The organism is Aeromonas sp. 95A, assembly GCF_051919235.1.
Classification (GTDB): Bacteria; Pseudomonadota; Gammaproteobacteria; order Enterobacterales; family Aeromonadaceae; genus Aeromonas; species Aeromonas veronii.
On sequence record NZ_JBQBFC010000001.1, the window covers coordinates 248,574 to 267,506 of the forward strand.

Annotated in this window: 16 protein-coding genes and 1 pseudogene; 10 read left to right on the top strand and 7 right to left on the bottom strand. The window is 57.5% G+C overall.

Annotation, left to right across the window (positions count from 1 at the left end):
- The first annotated feature begins 12 nt into the window (after positions 1 to 12).
- Positions 13 to 2,268: an ATP-dependent Clp protease ATP-binding subunit ClpA gene (gene clpA, locus ACTG2U_RS01100; RefSeq protein ID WP_100653551.1), complete on the top strand. Its 2,256-nt coding sequence runs from the start codon at positions 13 to 15 to the stop codon at positions 2,266 to 2,268.
- Positions 2,269 to 2,336: 68 nt separating this feature from the next.
- Here the strand turns inward: clpA and infA are convergent, their stop codons facing one another.
- The 3 genes and pseudogenes from infA to aat form a co-directional block, all read right to left on the bottom strand.
- Positions 2,337 to 2,555 (bottom strand): translation initiation factor IF-1, encoded by a 219-nt coding sequence (gene infA, locus ACTG2U_RS01105; RefSeq protein WP_005300033.1) that lies wholly within the window; start codon positions 2,553 to 2,555, stop codon positions 2,337 to 2,339.
- A 68-nt stretch (positions 2,556 to 2,623) separates the two neighbouring features.
- Positions 2,624 to 3,339 (bottom strand): annotated as a pseudogene (locus tag ACTG2U_RS01110) (arginyltransferase).
- Positions 3,336 to 4,043 (bottom strand): leucyl/phenylalanyl-tRNA--protein transferase, encoded by a 708-nt coding sequence (aat, locus tag ACTG2U_RS01115; RefSeq protein WP_042080501.1) that lies wholly within the window; start codon positions 4,041 to 4,043, stop codon positions 3,336 to 3,338. The pseudogene ACTG2U_RS01110 and the gene aat overlap by 4 nt, the downstream one beginning before the upstream one ends.
- Before the next feature lie 19 nt (positions 4,044 to 4,062).
- On the opposite strand from aat, the gene ACTG2U_RS01120 reads away from it, so the two are divergent.
- Complete coding sequence (locus tag ACTG2U_RS01120; RefSeq protein ID WP_005337104.1) at positions 4,063 to 4,533, top strand: glycine zipper 2TM domain-containing protein; 471 nt, start codon at positions 4,063 to 4,065, stop codon at positions 4,531 to 4,533.
- A gap of 108 nt (positions 4,534 to 4,641) precedes the next feature.
- Here ACTG2U_RS01120 and ACTG2U_RS01125 read toward each other — a convergent pair whose 3' ends face one another.
- Positions 4,642 to 5,889, bottom strand: a complete 1,248-nt coding sequence (locus ACTG2U_RS01125) for a diguanylate cyclase (protein ID WP_257687477.1) — start codon at positions 5,887 to 5,889, stop codon at positions 4,642 to 4,644.
- A gap of 108 nt (positions 5,890 to 5,997) precedes the next feature.
- Between ACTG2U_RS01125 and ACTG2U_RS01130 the strand changes: the two genes are divergently transcribed.
- A protein-coding gene (locus ACTG2U_RS01130) for an IS3-like element ISAs31 family transposase (protein WP_439973848.1) occupies positions 5,998 to 7,217 on the top strand; the annotation gives its coding sequence in 2 pieces (ribosomal slippage) (positions 5,998 to 6,346 and positions 6,346 to 7,217; 1,221 coding nt in all).
- Between the two features lie 59 nt (positions 7,218 to 7,276).
- On the opposite strand, the gene trxB is transcribed toward ACTG2U_RS01130, so the two are convergent.
- Both trxB and ald read right to left on the bottom strand, forming a co-directional pair.
- A complete protein-coding gene (gene trxB / locus ACTG2U_RS01135) occupies positions 7,277 to 8,227 on the bottom strand; it encodes a thioredoxin-disulfide reductase (protein ID WP_019445530.1) in 951 nt (316 codons plus the stop codon).
- A gap of 185 nt (positions 8,228 to 8,412) precedes the next feature.
- Complete coding sequence (gene ald, locus ACTG2U_RS01140) at positions 8,413 to 9,528, bottom strand: alanine dehydrogenase (RefSeq protein ID WP_257687476.1); 1,116 nt, start codon at positions 9,526 to 9,528, stop codon at positions 8,413 to 8,415.
- Positions 9,529 to 9,678: 150 nt separating this feature from the next.
- Here ald and lrp point away from each other — a divergent pair, with 150 nt between their 5' ends.
- The 5 genes from lrp (at position 9,679) to serS (ending at position 16,594) form a co-directional block, all read left to right on the top strand.
- Positions 9,679 to 10,170 (top strand): leucine-responsive transcriptional regulator Lrp, encoded by a 492-nt coding sequence (gene lrp, locus ACTG2U_RS01145; RefSeq protein ID WP_005300047.1) that lies wholly within the window; start codon positions 9,679 to 9,681, stop codon positions 10,168 to 10,170.
- A gap of 202 nt (positions 10,171 to 10,372) precedes the next feature.
- Positions 10,373 to 12,889, top strand: a complete 2,517-nt coding sequence (locus tag ACTG2U_RS01150; protein WP_307772296.1) for a DNA translocase FtsK — start codon at positions 10,373 to 10,375, stop codon at positions 12,887 to 12,889.
- An 80-nt stretch (positions 12,890 to 12,969) separates the two neighbouring features.
- Positions 12,970 to 13,578 carry an outer membrane lipoprotein chaperone LolA gene (gene lolA / locus ACTG2U_RS01155; protein ID WP_236396459.1) on the top strand — a complete coding sequence of 203 codons (609 nt, stop codon included), beginning with the start codon at positions 12,970 to 12,972 and terminating at the stop codon, positions 13,576 to 13,578.
- A gap of 76 nt (positions 13,579 to 13,654) precedes the next feature.
- Positions 13,655 to 14,992: a replication-associated recombination protein A gene (locus ACTG2U_RS01160; protein ID WP_021230553.1), complete on the top strand. Its 1,338-nt coding sequence runs from the start codon at positions 13,655 to 13,657 to the stop codon at positions 14,990 to 14,992.
- Positions 14,993 to 15,298: 306 nt separating this feature from the next.
- Positions 15,299 to 16,594, top strand: coding sequence for a serine--tRNA ligase (serS, locus tag ACTG2U_RS01165; protein WP_005337087.1), 1,296 nt, complete (start codon positions 15,299 to 15,301; stop codon positions 16,592 to 16,594).
- A 2-nt stretch (positions 16,595 to 16,596) separates the two neighbouring features.
- Here the strand turns inward: serS and ACTG2U_RS01170 are convergent, their stop codons facing one another.
- Positions 16,597 to 16,773, bottom strand: a complete 177-nt coding sequence (locus ACTG2U_RS01170) for a hypothetical protein (RefSeq protein ID WP_155396129.1) — start codon at positions 16,771 to 16,773, stop codon at positions 16,597 to 16,599.
- Between the two features lie 8 nt (positions 16,774 to 16,781).
- Between ACTG2U_RS01170 and ACTG2U_RS01175 the strand changes: the two genes are divergently transcribed.
- Together ACTG2U_RS01175 and purF are read left to right on the top strand one after the other, a co-directional pair.
- Complete coding sequence (locus tag ACTG2U_RS01175) at positions 16,782 to 17,270, top strand: CvpA family protein (RefSeq protein ID WP_128815423.1); 489 nt, start codon at positions 16,782 to 16,784, stop codon at positions 17,268 to 17,270.
- Between the two features lie 21 nt (positions 17,271 to 17,291).
- Positions 17,292 to 18,812: an amidophosphoribosyltransferase gene (gene purF, locus ACTG2U_RS01180; protein ID WP_005351229.1), complete on the top strand. Its 1,521-nt coding sequence runs from the start codon at positions 17,292 to 17,294 to the stop codon at positions 18,810 to 18,812.
- Positions 18,813 to 18,933 lie beyond the last annotated feature (121 nt).

Below are 18,933 nucleotides of genomic sequence, written 5' to 3' on the forward strand. Positions count from 1 at the left end.
GGGGAGGTGCCTATGTTGAATAAAGATCTAGAAAAGACGCTGAACGAGGCTTTCAAACTGGCCCGTGACGAGCGCCACGAATTCATGACCGTCGAGCACCTGTTGTTAGCCCTTCTGGATAACAGTTCAGCCCATGAGGCGCTGAGCTCCTGTGGTGCCGATGTCGAGCAGATGCGCAAGGAGATCCGCGCATTCATCACCCAAACTACTCCGCTCATACCGCGCGACGATGAAGATCGTGAAACCCAGCCGACACTGGGCTTCCAGCGCGTGTTGCAGCGTGCCGTCTTCCATGTGCAATCCTCCGGCAATACCGAAGTCAGCGGCGCCAACGTGCTGGTCGCTATCTTCAGTGAGCAGGAGTCACAAGCTGCCTATTTCCTGAAAAAAGCCGAGATCAGCCGTCTCGACGTCGTCAATTTCCTCTCCCACGGGGTGCGCAAGGATAACAAGCCGGATCTCGGTAGCAATAACAATCCCGAGTCTGATGATGATGTTTCGGCCGCCCAGATCGAAAGCTTTGCCACCAACCTGAACCAGCTGGTGCTGGAAGGGCGCATCGATCCGCTGATTGGCCGTGATCAGGAGCTCAATCGTACCATTCAGGTGCTCTGCCGTCGTCGCAAGAACAACCCGCTGCTGGTGGGTGAAGCGGGTGTAGGCAAAACCGCTATTGCAGAAGGCTTGGCCTATCGCATCGTCAAGGGGGATGTCCCCGAGGTGATTGCGGGCAGTACCATCTATTCGCTGGATATGGGTTCTCTGCTGGCGGGCACCAAATACCGTGGGGATTTCGAGAAGCGCCTCAAGGTACTGCTCAAGCAAATTGAGCGTCAGGAAGGGGCCATCCTCTTTATCGACGAGATCCATACCATCATCGGTGCCGGTGCGGCATCCGGTGGTCAGCTGGATGCAGCCAACCTGATCAAGCCGCTGCTCTCCAATGGTTTGCTCCGCTGTGTGGGATCCACCACTTATCAGGAGTATGCCCAGATCTTCGAGAAAGACCGTGCGTTGGCCCGTCGCTTCCAGAAGATCGATATTGTCGAGCCGACTATCGATGACACCACTCGCATCCTGATGGGACTCAAGAGTCGCTACGAAGCCCACCACGGCGTACGCTATACCGCCAAGGCGATCCGTGCAGCTGCCGAGCTCTCTGCCAAGTACATCAATGATCGTCACCTACCCGACAAAGCGATCGATGTGATAGACGAGGCGGGCGCCGGTCAACGGTTATTGCCCGCGAGCAAGCGCAAGAAAGTGATCAATGTGCAGGAAATTGAGTCCATAGTGGCCAAGATCGCCCGCATTCCGGAGAAATCAGTTTCTTCCTCGGATAAAGAGGTACTGAAGAACCTGGAGCGCAATCTGAAGATGGTGGTCTTTGGTCAAGATAAAGCCATCGAGGTACTGACCGATGCGATTCGCCTCTCTCGTTCAGGACTTGGCAATGAGCGTCGCCCGGTTGGTTGCTTCCTGTTTGCCGGTCCTACCGGTGTTGGTAAAACAGAGGTGACCCAGCAGTTGGGCAAGGCGCTGGGTGTCGAGATGCTGCGCTTTGATATGTCCGAGTACATGGAACGCCATACCGTATCTCGCTTGATTGGCGCGCCTCCCGGTTATGTCGGTTTTGAACAGGGAGGGTTGCTGACCGATGCGGTGATCAAGCATCCTCATTCCGTTGTGTTGCTCGACGAAATTGAGAAAGCTCACCCGGACGTATTCAATCTGCTGTTGCAGGTGATGGACAACGGCACCTTGACCGATAACAACGGGCGCAAGGCGGATTTCCGTAACGTCATTTTGGTGATGACTACCAACGCCGGTGTGCAGGAGACCCAACGCAAATCGATTGGCTTCCAGCAACAGGATTTGAGCCACGATGCCATGGCGGTGATCAACAAGACCTTCAGTCCGGAGTTTCGTAACCGGCTTGATCACACCATCTGGTTCAACCATCTCGATATGACGGTGATCCATCAGGTGGTCGACAAGTTCATTGTCGAATTGCAGGTTCAACTGGATGCGAAGGGAGTCTCTCTCGAGGTGTCCGAGCGTGCCCGCCACTGGTTGGCAGAGAAGGGATATGACAGAGCCATGGGGGCCAGACCGATGGGTCGGGTTATCCAAGAGCACCTCAAGAAACCCCTGGCCAATGAGATCCTGTTCGGCTCACTGGTTGACGGGGGAATTGTGAAGGTTGAGTTGGTAAATGACAGCCTCAGCTTTGATTTTCAGGTCAATGTTGAAGCTGTTTCCCACTAAGCGTCAGTGATCAGAAAACGACAAAAAACCCCAACCGAAAGGTTGGGGTTTTTTGCTGAATTCCTGGCTTAGCGAGAGCGGAAAACAATACGTCCCTTGGAGAGATCGTAGGGAGTCAGTGCTACCGTTACTTTGTCTCCAGTCAGGATACGAATGTAGTTTTTGCGCATCTTGCCTGAAATATGAGCGATAACCACGTGACCATTCTCCAGTTCCACACGGAACATGGTATTGGGCAGGGTTTCGAGAATAGTGCCCTGCATCTCAATACTGTCTTCTTTAGCCATTGAATCCTCTTGATAAGCCACAACAAAAAACCGCTGGATCATGCCGGATTTAAGGCTATGTGTAAAGTTTACTCGGGCTTGGTGTCGATATTTTTCCATTCCCCCTGAATTAACAGCTCGTGAGGGAGATAATTGCGCTTGTAATTCATCTTGCGGCACGCCTCTACCAGATAGCCAAGATAGAGCCAGCTTCGCCCTGTTCGCCTGGCCAGATCGAGCTGGCAGAGGATTGCAAAGGTGCCCAGGGAGCGATCGGCATAGTCAGGATCGAAGAAGGTGTACATGGCGCTCAAGGAGTGGGGCAGCAGGTCTGTGGTGGCTACACCGATAAGGCGGCCCTCTTTGCGCATCTCCAGGTAGAGCGGCGGGTCCAGTCACAATGGAGAAACCCACGATACTGGCTGCGGTTGGGGGGATACATGCTGCCATCGTGGTGGCGTTCGCGGATATAACGTTCGTAGAGCAGGTAATACTCGGGCTTGTCGTCGTAGCTCAGGACGATCTCGATATCTTTGTTGAGCTGGCGGATCCGCTTCTGGCCACGGCTGGGACGAAAGCGCTCGCTGTGAATTCGAAGGGATTGGCAGGCATGGCACGCCGGGCAGTGGGGACGATAGATGTCGTTGCCACTGCGGCGAAAACCGGCAGTCAACAATCGCTCGTAACCGTTGGCGTTGAGCAGATTGTGTTCCATCAGCACCAGCAACTGCTCCTGTTCATGGTCCAGATAACTGCAGGGATGCTTGGGAGTCAGCCCTACTTTGAGGATCACTTCTTCAGTCATAAGCTGATCTCCCCCTCTTGCCAGCAGGAAGCCAACAGTGGTTGATGGCCAAGGCGCGCCAGCTCAGCCAGAAAACGGGCCCGTGGCCACTCCTCGATACCCAGGGTCGCCAGAAACGGGTTTTGCATCTGGCAATCGATGAGGGCGCCGTGATGGCGGGCGAAGTGGCGACAGAGTGCCACCATGGCAAGTTTGGCGCCGTTATCAATCCGGCTGAACATGGATTCACCGCAAAACAGTCGGCCGATAGAGAGGCCATACAGTCCCGCTTGCAGCTCTCCCTCCTGCCAGATCTCGATAGAGTGGGCATGACCCAGCCGATGCAACTGCTGGTAGGCCTCGATCATGGGTTGGCTGATCCAGGTGCCATCGGCAGTGCGACGAGGGGCGGCGCAGGCGGTAATGACTTCATTAAAGGCGCGATTGACGGAAATATCGAATGGGGTACGGCGGATAATCTTCTGCAGTGTCCGTCCCACATGGAGTTGGTCTGGGCGGATCACTCCGCGGGGATCCGGTGACCACCACAGGGTCGGCTGGTGGGGTTCATTCCACGGGAAGATCCCCTTGTGATAAGCTGCCAGCAATCTGGCAGGGGAGAGATCCCCGCCGATCGCCAGCAAGCCGTTGGGCTCTTCCAGCGCATGGCTGGGGTCGGGAAACCAGCAAAGCTCATCATCCAGTTGGGTAAGATAGCGAGACATAAGGCAACGAGGTTTATAGATGAAGGCCATTATCCTGATAGTATCCAGCTTGCTCTGCTTTGTCACGGCGCCTGCCGGGGCGGAGGTCTACCAGCGCAATACCGCGCGGCCCGTCAATCAGGTGGTGTTTGGTCAGGTCGAAACGGTGCGCAATATTACCCAGCGCCAGATCCTGGAGTCCGAGCACTCTGGCTGGAAGACGCTGGGTGGTGCCGTGTTGGGCGGTCTGCTGGGCAACCAGTTTGGCGGCGGTCATGGTCGTGAGATCGCCACCGCCGTCGGGGCGCTGGCGGGAGCTGCAGCTGCGCAACAATACCAGTCCGGGGGAACCGTGGTGGAAAACAAGTTGGTGGAGCTGCTGATCCGCAACGAGCAAAATGCCCTTATCAACGTGATCCAGGATTATGATCCCGCCATGGTCTTTGCCAATGGAGACAAGGTGCGCATTCTCTACTTCGATGATGGGGTGCGGGTCGACAAGACTTACTGACTTTCGATAGTCATGGTGATGGGGAGACTGTGGCAGGAAAGGAACCCGCAGACTCTCCTGTCGGAAAGTCTGTCGGGCGGTAATACACGGGACTGATGCCCTGAGGATTCAGATAGTTATCTCTTGAGAGACTATCTTGTCGCGACCGGTGTTCTTTGCCTGATAGAGCAGCCGATCCGCTACGCTCAGCGCCTCGTCCATGGATATCCGCCCGACGCTGATCACGCCGTAACTGGCGCGAACAAAGAGCGGGGTTTCCGGTGACAAAGGTTGCTGGCGCAGCTGCTGACGCAGCCCTTCAAGACGCTTGATCAACACGGGGACGGTACAGTGAGGCACCATCATGGCAAACTCCTCTCCGCCAAAGCGGGCGATCATGGCATCGGGGAAGAACTGGGTCAGTAGCCGGGTCAGATGGCAGAGCAGTTGATCGCCGATGGCATGGCCCCAGTGATCGTTGACCTGCTTGAAGTGATCCACATCGAGCACACAGAGTGCAAGAGGCGTCTGCAGGCGCTGATGCTCTTCAAACCATTTTTGCCCTTCGTTTAACCAGTAGCGCCGGTTGTAGAGACCGGTCAGGTAATCACGATTGGCTGACTCCTGAATGCTGTTGAACTGCTCGAGCGCTTCCAGATTGTGGCTGACCCGACACTGCAGTTCTTCCGGCTCGAACGGCTGGTTGAGAAAGTCGTTGGCGCCCTGCTTGAGGTAGCGAGCAGAGAGACCGCGCTTGTCCGAGACCGAGATCCCGATAATCGCGAGCTGCTGCTTGCTGTATCGCTCTCTCAGCATCCGCACCAGACTGATGCCATCGATATCCGGCATATAGTAGTCGACCAGTGCCAGCCGGATGTCCGGGTGTTGCTCCAGCATCGCCATCGCTTCACGGGCATGACTGGCCTCATGCACCTGCAACAACTGCTTGCGCAACTGGGCCATGGTGCGGTGACGGGAGGTGCGTGAGTCGTCGACTACCAGCACTTCGATCGACTGGTTGAGATAGAGGCGGTGCACCAGACTGACGGCATATTGCAGCGAGTGGCGCGAATCCTTCATCACATAGTCCAGCACGCCGGTTTCCAGCCAGGCGGCACGTTTATCCTCGCTGATGTCGGCAGTGAGGATCACCACCGGCAAACCTCGAGCCAGCAGCTCGTTGACCGCTTCGCCACGGGGCGCATCCGGCAAGGTCAGGTCCACCAGCGCGACCACATACTCCTCGCCCCGGCAGTGACGGGCACCTTCGAGGGTATCAAAGGCGTCAATCTCGAGGCCTGTCTGCTGGGCAATGGCCTGAGTCAGCATACGGCGGATGGTCAGGCTATCTTCGACAATCAATATCTTCTGTTTCATTAGACTCCTTTAAATAAAAAAGGCATACCGACTGGTATGCCTTATATCACATCTGTGTCCCATCCTGAATATGGTTTACACCTTTCCCCCCAATAAATGGAGAACCCAATGGGACAAGGTGTGAAACGGACACAGCGCGATTACTCGCTGACTTTTAAACTGGCGCTGGTCGAGCAGATTGAAAAAGGCGAGCTCACCTACAAACAGGCTCAGGTGCGTTATGGCATTCAGGGCCGCTCCACCGTTCTGGTATGGTTGCGTAAACATGGTCGGCAAGATTGGAGCCAGGGGGCTTCTGTTCGTGCCGGCAGGAGCATCACCATGCCTGACCCCGACAACCAGACGCCCGAACAGCGCATCAAGGAACTCGAGCAACAGCTGGCGCTGATGAGCCAGAAAGCCCAGTTCTTTGAGGCCGTCGTCGATGTGCTGAAGAATGACTACGGCGTCTCCATCGTAAAAAAGCGACCCGGCAAGTCCTCTCGCAGCGGCAAGTCGAGAGGCTGACCATTGTCAGGGCTTGCCTGTTTCTAGGGATAAGCCGGCAGGCTTACTACAAGCGCAATCGGGTCGCCGACGAGCGCCATGCACAAGGATTGCAGGTGGTGCGCTTCGTGCGTCAGGTTCGACTGCGACAACCTCGGGTCGGCACCCGCAAGCTACATTATCTGCTGCAGGGTCAGGATGATGGCGGGCTCAAGGTCGGGCGGGACAGGCTGTTTCGGATATTGGCCGAGCACCGCTTGCTGGTGCAGCCCAGACGGGCGTATCACAAGACCACCCACAGTTTTCACCGTTTCTACCGTCATCCCAACTTGCTCAAGGCGGGGCCAGAGCAGGTCACACCGGTGGCTCCGGAGCAGGTCTGGGTTGCTGATATCACCTATCTGCCAGCCAGGAGCGGACCGCTGTACCTGAGCCTGGTGACGGATGCGTACTCACGCAAGATAGTGGGCCATCACGTGCACGAAGGGATGCACGCCGAATCGGTGGCGATGGCGTTTAAGAAAGCACTGAAGCAACGGCGTGGCGGCGGTGAACTCATCCATCACTCGGACCGCGGCGTGCAGTATTGCTCTGTGCTGTATCAGTCATTACATGAACGGTACGGGGTGAAATGCTCGATGACGGATGGGTATGACTGTTACCAGAATGCGTTGGCGGAGCGGGTGAACGGGATTTTGAAAGGAGAGTTGTTGTTGCAAAGCCCGCAGGATTTGACGCAAGCGCGGGAAATGGTGCGTGAAGCAGTGGATATTTACAACGCGGAGCGGCCGCATCATGCGTTGAAATACAGAACCCCCGATGCGGTCCATAGGGGGTTCTGAGTAGAGAAATGCTAGTTGAAAATGTGTAAACCTATTTCAGGACTAGACACTGCGCTTGTTTATTGCGCGTCGAGGTAGCGTTCGGCATCGAGGGCTGCCATGCAGCCGGTACCAGCAGAGGTGATCGCCTGACGGTAGTTGTGGTCGGCCACATCGCCGGCAGCGAAGACACCTTCAATGCTGGTCTGGGTGGCAAAACCGTCGAGGCCGCCACGTACCTTCAGATAGCCGTTTTGCATCTCCAGCTGGCCATCGAAGATCTGGGTATTGGGCTGGTGGCCGATGGCGATGAAGACGCCCATCAGCGGCAGCTCGCTGGTGCTGTTGTCCTGAGTGTTGCGCAGGCGCACACCGGTGACCCCCATCTGATCCCCCAGCACTTCGTCCAGAGTCTGGTGGGTGTGCAGCACGATATTGCCGCTCGCGACCTTGTCGTGCAGACGCTTGATCAGGATCTTCTCGGCACGGAATTCGTCGCGGCGGTGGATCAGGTGCACCTTCTTGGCGATGTTGGCCAGATACAAGGCTTCTTCAACAGCGGTGTTGCCGCCGCCGATCACCGCCACTTCCTGATTGCGGTAGAAGAAACCGTCACAGGTGGCACAGGCGGAGACGCCGCGACCCTTGAAGGCCTCTTCGGAGGGCAGACCCAGATACTTGGCGGAGGCGCCGGTCGCGATGATCAGGGCATCGCAGGTGTACTCGCCGTTGTCGCCCTTGAGACGGAACGGGCGCTGAGTCAGTTCGACACTGTTGATGTGATCAAACAGGATGCGGGTATCGAACTTCTCTGCATGCTCTTTCATGCGCTCCATCAGGGCAGGGCCGGTCAGCCCTTCCGGATCACCTGGCCAGTTTTCCACTTCGGTGGTGGTGGTCAGCTGACCCCCTTGCTGCATGCCGGTGATGAGCAGGGGATTGAGGTTGGCGCGGGCGGCGTAGACGGCCGCGGTGTAACCGGCCGGGCCTGACCCTAAGATCAGCAATTTGCTGTGCGTGACTTGGCTCATGATGTCATTTCCGGGATGTGATGAGTTTGCGCGATTGTAGGTAATTCGTGATCCGGGGTCAAAGGCTGGTGAGTCGATTGCACTAATCGTGTTCACAAGGGGTGACATGCAAAATAAAGGAATAAAAAAACCGCCCATCGCGGGCGGATTTTCACTCATCTCCAACTGGCGCAGGCCAGCGCAGATCAGTTCAGCAGGGTCAGGGGATCCGTGTAGGCAAGGCCATGTGCCACGGCCACTTCCTTGCAGGTGAGCTTGCCCTCCATCACGTTGAGCCCGTGCAGCAGGTTGGGATCGTTCAGCAGTGCCTGACGATATCCTTGCTGGGCCAGCTTGATGATAAAGGGGAGGGTGGCATTGTTGAGCGCCACGGTCGAGGTGCGGGCCACCGCCCCCGGCATGTTGGCGACACAGTAGTGCACCACCTCATCGACGATATAGGTCGGATCCTGATGGGTGGTGGCGTGGGAGGTTTCCACACAGCCGCCCTGATCGATGGCCACATCGACGATGGCAGAACCCGGCTTCATGCGCGCAATGTGGTCACGGCGGACAAGTTTTGGCGCAGTGGCACCCGGCACCAGTACGCCGCCGATGACCAGATCGGCCGCCAGCAGATGTCGCTCCAGCGTCTCGCTGTTGGAGTAAACCACCTTGGCTGCTCCCTGGAACTCGTTATCAAGACGACGCAAGGTATCGATGTTGTTGTCGAGGATGGTGACATCCGCGCGCAGGCCAATGGCCATGCGGGCTGCATTGGAGCCGACCACGCCGCCGCCGATGATCACCACCTTGGCCGGTTCGACACCGGGTACGCCGCCGAGCAGCACACCGCTACCACCGCGCGATTTTTCCAGCGCTTGGGCACCCGCCTGAATAGACATGCGTCCGGCCACTTCCGACATGGGGGCCAGCAGGGGCAGGCCGCCACGGCCGTCGGTGACGGTTTCATAGGCGATACAGATGGCGCCGCTTTTAAGCAGGGCTTCGGTCTGGGGCAAGTCTGGCGCCAGATGCAGATAGGTGAACAGGGTCTGACCCGGACGCAGCATGGCACATTCGACAGGCTGAGGTTCCTTGACCTTGACGATCATCTCGGCTTTGGCGAAAACCTCTGCTGCAGAGGCCAAAATTTCGGCTCCAACAGCGATATAATCTGCATCGCTGAAGCCAATGCCGTTTCCGGCACCGCTTTGGACGAAAACAGTATGGTTTCGTGCTGTCAGTTCACGTACACTGGCCGGAACCATGCCTACGCGGTATTCATGGTTTTTTATCTCTTTAGGTACACCGATAATCATGCTATCCCTCGTCTATAGATTGGTGTTTCATGTTGCCAAAATGTTAACCAACATTTGCGCCTAGTATATTCAGGTATTGACAGGATTTGTGACCATAATTATAAAATGACTGGTGATTCTTACCAAAAAATAGCCAAAGGATGGAATAAAATGATGGAAGCTAAGAGTCGGCTAAAGGATTTGGACAGGATTGACCGCAACATTCTTAATGAACTGCAAAAGGATGGCAGGATTTCGAATGTTGAGTTGTCCAAGCGAGTTGGCCTGAGTCCTACACCGTGTCTGGAACGGGTTCGTCGCCTCGAGCGACAAGGTTATATCGAAGGATATGCCGCTATTCTGAACCCTCATTATCTGGACGCATCTCTGCTGGTGTTTGTAGAGATAACCCTCAATCGCGGGGCGCCTGATGTGTTTGAACAGTTCAACAAGGCTGTTCAGGTGCTCGAAGAGATCCAGGAGTGTCATCTGGTTTCCGGTGACTTCGACTATCTGCTCAAGACCCGAGTCAGCGACATGTCGGCTTACCGCCGTCTGTTGGGGGAAACCCTGTTGCGTCTGCCCGGTGTCAATGACACCCGCACCTACGTGGTGATGGAAGAGGTCAAGCAGAGCAGTCGTCTGGTGATCAGCACCCGATAAAGCAGGTTATGCCGTGGTGTCTTTTCCATATGAGACACCATGACAGTCAGAAACGAGCGGCCGGTCCGCTCGTTTCTTCTTGTAAAGATAATTGCAAATATGGCCCCGTCCCATCAGGCTCTGGCTGACAATCGATGGGCTTTTCGGGGATACTAGGCCCCCTTATTTCCTGCATTACATGTTTTCAGAAAGGAGCCGGAGTTTGGCCGATAAAAAGCTGTTTACTCCTTTATCAGGTACACAACGGATCTTCGAAGCCGTCTTGATCGCCATCACCCTGATGGCTGCTTATCTTCTGCTTGCCCTGTTGTCCTATCATCCCGCTGATCCCGGCTGGTCCCAGACCTCCTGGCAAGGGGAGGTGAAGAACCTCGCCGGTAGTGCCGGTGCCTGGCTCGCCGATATCACCATGTTTACCTTTGGTGCTTTCTCCTATCTGGTGCCGCCGCTGGTGGTACTGCTGGGCTGGAGTCTGTTCTGGCGCCCGAGCCGTCTGCTCGATGTGGATTACCTCACCCTGGGGGTGCGGATCATCGGCTTTATCCTGACTGTGCTCGGCATGTCGGCCATTGCCAGCATGAACTTCAACGATATGCAAAACTTCTCCGCCGGTGGTCTGGTGGGGGATGTGATCGCTTCTGCAGTGGTGCCGCTGTTTGGCGGCGTCGGGGCCAACCTGATGCTGCTCTGCTTCGTGGCAACCGGCATCACCCTGTTTACCGGCTGGTCCTGGCTCACCATCGTCGAGCAGATCGGCGCGGCCTGCACCGGTTCGGTCAGCGCTGTTTACCACTTTCCGACCACCCTCGGCCGCTGGCTGACCGGTGGCTGGCGTCAACCCCGCAACGAGGGGCCGGATCCCTTGCTGGAAGGCGGGGTAGGGGCCATCGCGTTTGATGATGAGGAAGATGAGCCACACACCAGCTGGACGCGCAAGCCCAAGGCCAAGAATCAGAAGGCTGCCGCCGAAGAGTGGCTGCCGGAACTCGACGACGATACCTTCGAGTTCGATCCCCAGTTTGATGATGAAGATGATGAGCCGGCTCCGGCTGCCAATCCTAAACGTGCGGTGGCGGCCGCCAATGGTCGCCGCCAGCCGGTACTGGCTGTGGCCGATGACGATGATGAGGACGATCTGGATCTGCCCTGGGCCGAAGGGGACGACGAGGTCGCCGCGCCGGTAGCCGTCGCACCGACCAAGCCCAAGCGTCGTCCGCAGTCAACAATGCCGCCGTTGCCGAGTATCGAACTGCTCGACAGACCGCCAGCCAAGACTCAGATGATGAGCAAGGATGAGCTGGATCGCATGGGCCGTCTGGTGGAGGCCAAACTTGCCGACTACAACGTGCAGGCCAAGGTGGTCGGTGTCTATCCGGGTCCGGTCATTACCCGTTTTGAACTGGATCTGGCTCCGGGCATGAAGGCGAGCAAGATCACCAACCTCTCGCGTGATCTGGCCCGTTCCCTCTCTGCCAGCAGCGTGCGGGTGGTGGAAGTGATCCCGGGGAAAACCTATGTCGGTATCGAGCTGCCCAACCGGGTGCGCCAGACCGTTTACCTGCGTGAAACCCTCGACTGCGATGCTTTCCGCGATAGCCGCAACCCGCTCACCATGGGCCTGGGTCAGGACATCGCCGGCGAGCCGGTGGTGGTGAACCTGGCCAAGATGCCGCACCTGCTGGTGGCCGGTACCACAGGTTCCGGTAAGTCGGTGGGGGTCAACACCATGATCATCTCGATGCTCTACAAGTCCTCCCCCGATGATCTGCGCTTTATCATGATCGACCCCAAGATGCTGGAACTCTCGGTCTACGAAGGGATCCCGCACCTGCTGACCGAGGTGGTGACCGACATGAAGGATGCCGCCAACGCCCTGCGCTGGTGTGTGGGCGAGATGGAACGCCGTTACAAGCTGATGTCGGCAGTCGGGGTGCGCAACCTCAAGGGCTACAACGACAAGGTACTGGCCGCCATCGAGGAGGGGGAACCCCTGCTGGATCCGTTGTGGCGCCCGGGTGACTCCATGGATCAGATGCCGCCAGAGCTGGAGAAACTGCCCCACATCGTGGTGGTGGTGGATGAATTTGCCGACATGATGATGATCGTTGGCAAGAAGGTGGAAGAGCTGATCGCCCGTATCGCCCAGAAGGCGCGGGCCGCCGGTATTCACCTTATTCTGGCGACCCAGCGTCCGTCGGTGGATGTCATTACCGGTCTTATCAAGGCCAACATCCCGACCCGGATCTCATTCCAGGTGTCGAGCAAGATCGACTCGCGCACCATCATTGATCAGGGCGGCGCCGAATCTCTGCTCGGTATGGGCGACATGCTCTACATGCCGGCCGGTACCTCCAACCCGACCCGGGTACACGGTGCCTTTGTCGATGACCACGAAGTGCACAAGGTGGTGGCGGACTGGAAACTGCGCGGCGAGCCGAACTACATCGAGGAGATCCTCTCCGGTGAGTCGGGTGGCGAAGGTGGCAGCGGCGAATATGGCGGTGGTGGCGATGAAGAGCTCGACCCCTTGTTCGACGAAGCGGTCGCTTTCGTGGTGGAGTCCCGCCGTGGCTCGACCTCCAGCGTCCAGCGCAAGTTCAAGATTGGTTACAACCGGGCAGCCCGTCTCATTGAGCAGATGGAGAATCAGGGTATCGTCAGCTCACCGGGTGGCAATGGTCAGCGCGACGTGCTGGCACCGCCGCCGGTGCGGGACTAAGCCTCACCGTTTCATACTATCCCTGGCCATGCCCTCCGCGGGCGTGGCCTTTTATCGAGAGCGTCTTTATGAAGAGCGTGATGAAAAAACAACTGTTGATAGGTACCGTGCTGCTGATGGCCAGCAGCCAGGTGTGGGCCGATGCGGCCAGCGATCTCAAACAGAAGCTGGCGGGGGTGAGCCTCTTCTCCGCCAAATTTGCCCAGACCGTCTATGACAGCAAGGGCAAGGAGCTGCAAAAGGCCAGCGGCGACCTGCTGGTGCAGCGGCCAAACCGTTTCAACTGGCACACCACCTCGCCGGACGAGAGCCTGATCGTGGCCGATGGTCAGGATGTCTGGGTCTATGATCCCTTCGTCGAGCAGGTGACCGCCCTCAAGCTGAAAGATGCGGTGCTCAACACCCCCTTTATTCTGATCGCCGGCAATGACGACAAGTTCTGGAAGAACTATGACGTGACCCAGCAGGGTGATGTCTACACCGTCACCAGCCGTAACAAGGATGAGCTGATCGCCTCCTTCCGTGTCACCTTCGACAGACAAGACAACATCAGTCGTTTCGATGTGAAAGAGGCGCAAGGGCAGTGGAGTGAATTCACCCTGAGCAGCTTCAACCGCAAGCCGGTGCTCAAGGGCAACGAATTTGTTTTCAAGATCCCGAAGGGGGTCGAGCTGGACGACCAGCGCTAATGAGCAAGCGGTCGTTGGATTGCTCGCCACTACGCCAGTCAAAGGCGAGTGGCGTGACGCTGGGTGGTCAATACAGATGAGTAACTTGTCGCTGGATTTTTCATCGGACTTTCGTCCGCTGGCGGCCCGGATGCGGCCGCAAAACCTCGACCAGTATATCGGTCAGCAACATATCCTGGGGGCTGACAAGCCCCTGCGCAAAGCGATTCTGGCGGGTCACTGCCACTCGATGATCCTGTGGGGGCCGCCCGGTACCGGCAAGACCACGCTGGCGGAGTTGATGGCTCACTACTGTCAGGCGGAAGTGGAGCGACTCTCTGCGGTCACCTCCGGTATCAAGGAGATCCGCGCCGCCATCGACAAGGCGAAGGAGAACAGCTGGCGCGGAGTGCGCACCATCCTGTTTGTGGATGAGGTGCACCGCTTCAACAAGAGTCAGCAGGATGTGTTCCTGCCTCACATCGAGGATGGCACCATCACCTTTATCGGTGCCACCACTGAAAACCCCTCGTTCGAACTCAACAACGCACTGCTCTCCAGGGCCCGAGTCTATCTGCTCAAGCGACTGGAGGAGAGCGATATTCTCGCCATGCTCGATCAGGCGATGACTGATCCCCGTGGTCTCAATGATCCGGCACTCACCTTTGCCCCGGGCGTCAAAGAGGCGTTGGCCAAGGCGGTGGATGGAGACGGGCGTAAATCCCTCAACTATCTGGAGCTGTTGGCCGACATGGCCGAAACCGACAGCACAGGGGCGCGGGTGATCGACAGTGCCCTGCTCGCTGCCGTGGTGGGGGAGCACGTGGCCCGCTTCGACAAGGGGGGCGATCACTTCTACGACCTCATCTCGGCGGTGCACAAATCCATTCGCGGCTCGGCGCCGGATGCGGCGCTCTACTGGTATGCCCGTATGGTAAGCGCCGGTTGCGATCCCCTCTATATAGCCCGCCGCTTGCTGGCGATTGCCTCGGAAGATGTGGGCAATGCCGATCCCCGCGCCATGCAGGTCGCCCTGTCGGCCTGGGATTGTTTCCATCGGATCGGGCCGGCGGAAGGGGAGCGGGCCATCGCCCAGGCGATCGTCTATCTCGCCTGTGCCCCGAAAAGCAATGCGGTCTATACCGCCTGGAAGGCAGCGCTCCATGATGCCAAAAACCTCCCTGACTTCGAGGTGCCGGTGCACCTGCGCAATGCGCCGACCAAACTGATGAGCGATCTGGGCTATGGCGCCGAGTATCGCTATGCCCATGACGAGCCGGGCGCCTATGCTGCGGGCGAGCAGTATTTCCCGCCCGAGCTTGCCGGCAAGCAGTACTACCAGCCCACCGATCGCGGCCTTGAAAAGCAGATTGGTCAGAAGCTCGATTACCTCCATGAACTGGACAGGCAAAGTCCGCAGCAACGGGGCAAATAGCCCCTTTGTTACCCCGCGTGGCTGAAAATTGGTCAGGCGTTTGAATATGCAGGACGGCTTGCGTGCCAAAGTCGGTAAAAACGACACAAATAGTCCCTGTTCGGGCGGGGGGGCGGTCTGCTACACTGCCCGTCTGACCCCGCTTGTCTTGGCCTTGCGCCATCTTCTTGATCTCGAAGGCCTGATAGTTAAGGCCCGATTCTGAAGACGATTGGGGTGCGCCAACCGATGTTAACTTCCGGATCTGTTTCCCAGCCCGTCATGACGACTCAGGCCCAGATCCCATTTTAAAAAAGTAGGTAAACCATGCTGGATCCCAAATATCTGCGCAGCGATATCGAAGAGGCTGCCGCTCGTCTGGCGACACGTGGCTACGTTCTGGACGTAGCGGCTGTCAACGCTCTGGAAGAGAAACGCAAGGATCTGCAGTCCCGTACCCAGGAGCTGCAGGCCGAGCGCAACGCCCGCTCCAAATCCATCGGTGAAGCTGCCCGTCGTGGTGAAGATGTTGCCCCGCTCAAGGCCGAAGTGACCAAGATCAACGACGAGCTGGAAACCAGCAAGGTCGAGCTGGATGCCCTGCTGGCCCAGCTGAAAGCCATTGCCGACGCCATCCCCAACCTGCCGAGCGAGACCACGCCGGTGGGCCGTGACGAGAACGACAACGTGGAAGTGCGCCGCTGGGGTACCCCGCGCGAGTTCAGCTTCCCGGTACGCGATCACATCGATCTGGGCGAAGCGGCCAAGGGCGTTGACTTCAAGAACGGCGTCAAACTATCCGGTACCCGTTTCGTAGTGATGAAGGGTCAGATTGCCCGTCTGCACCGTGCCCTGGCTCAGTTCATGCTGGATCTGCACACCCAGCAGCACGGTTACACCGAGTGCTATGTACCCTATCTGGTGAACCCGGACAGCCTCTATGGCACCGGTCAGTTGCCGAAATTTGCCCAGGACCTGTTCAATACCGGTATCGAAGGTGAAGGGGAAGAAGAGGGCAAGGTGCGCAAGTTCTCCCTGATCCCGACCTCCGAAGTGCCGCTCACCAATATGGCCCGTGACGAGATCTTTGACGCCCAAGAGCTGCCAATCAAGATGACCGCTCACAGCCCCTGCTTCCGCTCTGAAGCCGGTTCCTACGGTCGTGATACCCGTGGCCTCATCCGTATGCACCAGTTCGACAAGGTTGAAATGGTTCAGCTGGTTCACCCGGAGAAATCCTGGGATGCACTGGAAGAGATGGTGGGTCACGCCGAGAAGGTGCTGCAACTGCTGGAGCTGCCGTATCGCGTGATGGCGCTCTCTACCGGTGACATGGGCTTCTGCGCTTCCAAGACCTACGATCTGGAAGTGTGGCTGCCGGCCCAGAACACTTACCGCGAGATCTCCTCTGTCTCCAACTGCACCGACTTCCAGGCGCGCCGCATGCAGGCTCGGGTGCGTATCGACGGCAAGCCGCAGCTGCTGCACACCCTGAACGGCTCCGGTCTGGCGGTGGGTCGTACCCTGGTTGCCGTGATGGAGAACTACCAGCAGGAAGATGGCCGCATCGCCATCCCGGCTGCGCTGCAATCCTACATGGGTGGCCTGACCCACATCGGGTAAGCTCACACCGCAGACCACAACGCCATGGCATTGCCATGGCGTTGTGCATTCTGGCGCCGATCAACCGTTTTAGTGCTGAAAAAATGCGGCTTTTCGGCGTCGCTTTGAACAGTTAACACATTTTTATCAAGCAATGCGCAATCGTTTTTGTTAGACTGCGCCGCAATTTCGCAGGACATCTTTTTCTATGGTCTGGATTGATTACGCCATCATCGGCATCGTCGGTTTCTCTGCTCTCATCAGCCTGGTGCGCGGCTTCGTCAAGGAGGCCATGTCTCTTGTCACCTGGTTCGTCGCCTTCTTTATTGCCAGCCATTTCTATCCCGATCTCGCCGTCTATTTCACCTCCTTCTCCGACGCGCTGGTTCGCAACGGTCTGGCCATCGCGGCGCTGTTTGTGGCAACCCTGATCCTCGGCAGCGTGGTCAACTATGTGGTGGGCCTGTTGGTGGACAAGACGGGTCTCTCCGGTACCGATCGGGTGCTGGGGGTCTGCTTCGGTGCAATTCGCGGGGTGCTGATCGTCAGTGCCCTGCTTTTTTTCATGGATACCTTCACCAACCTCTCCCAGAGCGACTGGTGGGTGGCGTCCAAGCTGGTGCCGGAGTTCAAGCCGGTGATCCAGTGGTTTTTCGGGTTCATGTTGAACTCATCCAGTTTTCTTAAACAGGTATAGTGACTTCGAGGTAGCAAAGACATGTGTGGTATTGTCGGTATAGTTGGCACCACCCCCGTCAATCAGGCCCTCTACGACGCCTTGACGGTGTTGCAGCACAGGGGACAGGATGCCGCCGGGATCGTGACCATTGATAGTGGAAACTTCCGGCAACGCAAGGCCAATGGCCTGGTGAAGGACGTGTTTGAAGTGCGCCACATGCAGCGTTTGCAAGGGAACATCGGCATAGGTCATGTCAGATATCCCACCGCAGGTAGCTCAAGTGCCGCTGAAGCCCAACCTTTTTATGTGAACTCGCCCTACGGCATGGTGCTGGCCCATAACGGCAACCTCACCAACGCCAAGGAGCTCAAGGAGCAGCAGTTCAAGGTCGCCCGCCGTCACATCAACACCACCTCCGACTCGGAAGTGCTGCTGAACGTGCTGGCCCACGAGTTGGATCGTTGTGACAAGATGGCCCTGCGCCCCGAAGATATCTTCGCCGCGGTGCGCAGAACCCATCAGCAGATCCGCGGCGCTTATGCGGTGGTCTCGCTGGTGATTGGTCATGGTCTCATCGGTTTTCGCGATCCCAACGGCATTCGCCCGCTGATCCTCGGTCGTCGTCAGGACGAGCAGGGCCAGGTGGAGTACATGCTCGCCTCCGAGAGCGTGGCGCTCGACGCCATCGGTTTCGAGACGGTGCGGGATATTGCGCCGGGTGAAGCCATCTACATCACCGAGCAGGGCCAGCTCTTCTCCGAGCAGTGTGCGGAGAACCCGCAGATGAGCTCCTGCATCTTCGAATATGTCTACTTCGCTCGTCCCGATTCGTGCATCGACAAGGTCTCGGTCTACGCCGCCCGCCTCAACATGGGTCGCAAGCTGGGTCAGAAGATTGCCCGCGAGTGGGAAGATCTCGACGTCGATGTGGTCATTCCCATCCCCGAGACCTCCTGTGACGTGGCGCTGGAGATTGCTCACACCCTCGACCTGCCATACCGTCAGGGCTTCGTGAAGAACCGCTACATCGGTCGTACCTTCATCATGCCGGGCCAGACCCAGCGCAAGAAGTCGGTGCGTCGCAAGCTCAACGCCATCAGTTCCGAATTCAAGGGCAAGAAGGTGTTGCTGGTGGACGATTCCATCGTGCGTGGTACCACGTCCGAGCAGATCATCCAAATGGCCCGTGAAGCGGGGGCAGCCAAGGTCTACTTCGCCTCGGCGGCGCCGGAAATTCGCTTCCCCAACGTCTATGGCATCGACATGCCCACCGCCAACGAGCTGATCGCCCACGGCCGTGAAGTGGAAGAGGTGTGCAAGCTGATTGGCGCTGACGGTCTGATTTTCCAGGATCTGGAAGATCTGGAAGCCGCCGTGCGGGAGATCAACCCGGATCTGCGTCACTTCGAGACCTCGGTCTTCAATGGTCACTACGTCACCTCCGACGTGGACCAGTCCTACCTGGATCACCTCAACGCCCTGCGCAACGATGACACCAAAGCGGTGCGTGAATGGCAGGAAGGCACCAGCAATCTGGAAATTTTTAACGAAGGCAGTTAAACGTTTGCGGTTTTGCCGGATGGGATAGCGAGATGGGGGCCAGTGGCCCCCATTGTCGTTTTTGCCTCACACCGGCAGAAGGGGGAGGAGATATCTGTTTGAAAAATATCCGCTTATCTTG

Coding starts and splice junctions, on each gene's coding strand:
- clpA (WP_100653551.1), top strand. CDS start 13: ATGTTGAATAAAGATCTAGAAAAGACGCTGAACGAGGCTTTCAAACTG.
- ACTG2U_RS01160 (WP_021230553.1), top strand. CDS start 13,655: ATGAGTAACTTGTCGCTGGATTTTTCATCGGACTTTCGTCCGCTGGCG.
- trxB (WP_019445530.1), bottom strand. CDS start 8,227: ATGAGCCAAGTCACGCACAGCAAATTGCTGATCTTAGGGTCAGGCCCG.
- lrp (WP_005300047.1), top strand. CDS start 9,679: ATGATGGAAGCTAAGAGTCGGCTAAAGGATTTGGACAGGATTGACCGC.
- ACTG2U_RS01120 (WP_005337104.1), top strand. CDS start 4,063: ATGAAGGCCATTATCCTGATAGTATCCAGCTTGCTCTGCTTTGTCACG.
- purF (WP_005351229.1), top strand. CDS start 17,292: ATGTGTGGTATTGTCGGTATAGTTGGCACCACCCCCGTCAATCAGGCC.
- infA (WP_005300033.1), bottom strand. CDS start 2,555: ATGGCTAAAGAAGACAGTATTGAGATGCAGGGCACTATTCTCGAAACC.
- ald (WP_257687476.1), bottom strand. CDS start 9,528: ATGATTATCGGTGTACCTAAAGAGATAAAAAACCATGAATACCGCGTA.
- ACTG2U_RS01125 (WP_257687477.1), bottom strand. CDS start 5,889: ATGAAACAGAAGATATTGATTGTCGAAGATAGCCTGACCATCCGCCGT.
- lolA (WP_236396459.1), top strand. CDS start 12,970: ATGAAAAAACAACTGTTGATAGGTACCGTGCTGCTGATGGCCAGCAGC.
- aat (WP_042080501.1), bottom strand. CDS start 4,043: ATGTCTCGCTATCTTACCCAACTGGATGATGAGCTTTGCTGGTTTCCC.
- ACTG2U_RS01175 (WP_128815423.1), top strand. CDS start 16,782: ATGGTCTGGATTGATTACGCCATCATCGGCATCGTCGGTTTCTCTGCT.
- ACTG2U_RS01170 (WP_155396129.1), bottom strand. CDS start 16,773: ATGTCCTGCGAAATTGCGGCGCAGTCTAACAAAAACGATTGCGCATTG.
- serS (WP_005337087.1), top strand. CDS start 15,299: ATGCTGGATCCCAAATATCTGCGCAGCGATATCGAAGAGGCTGCCGCT.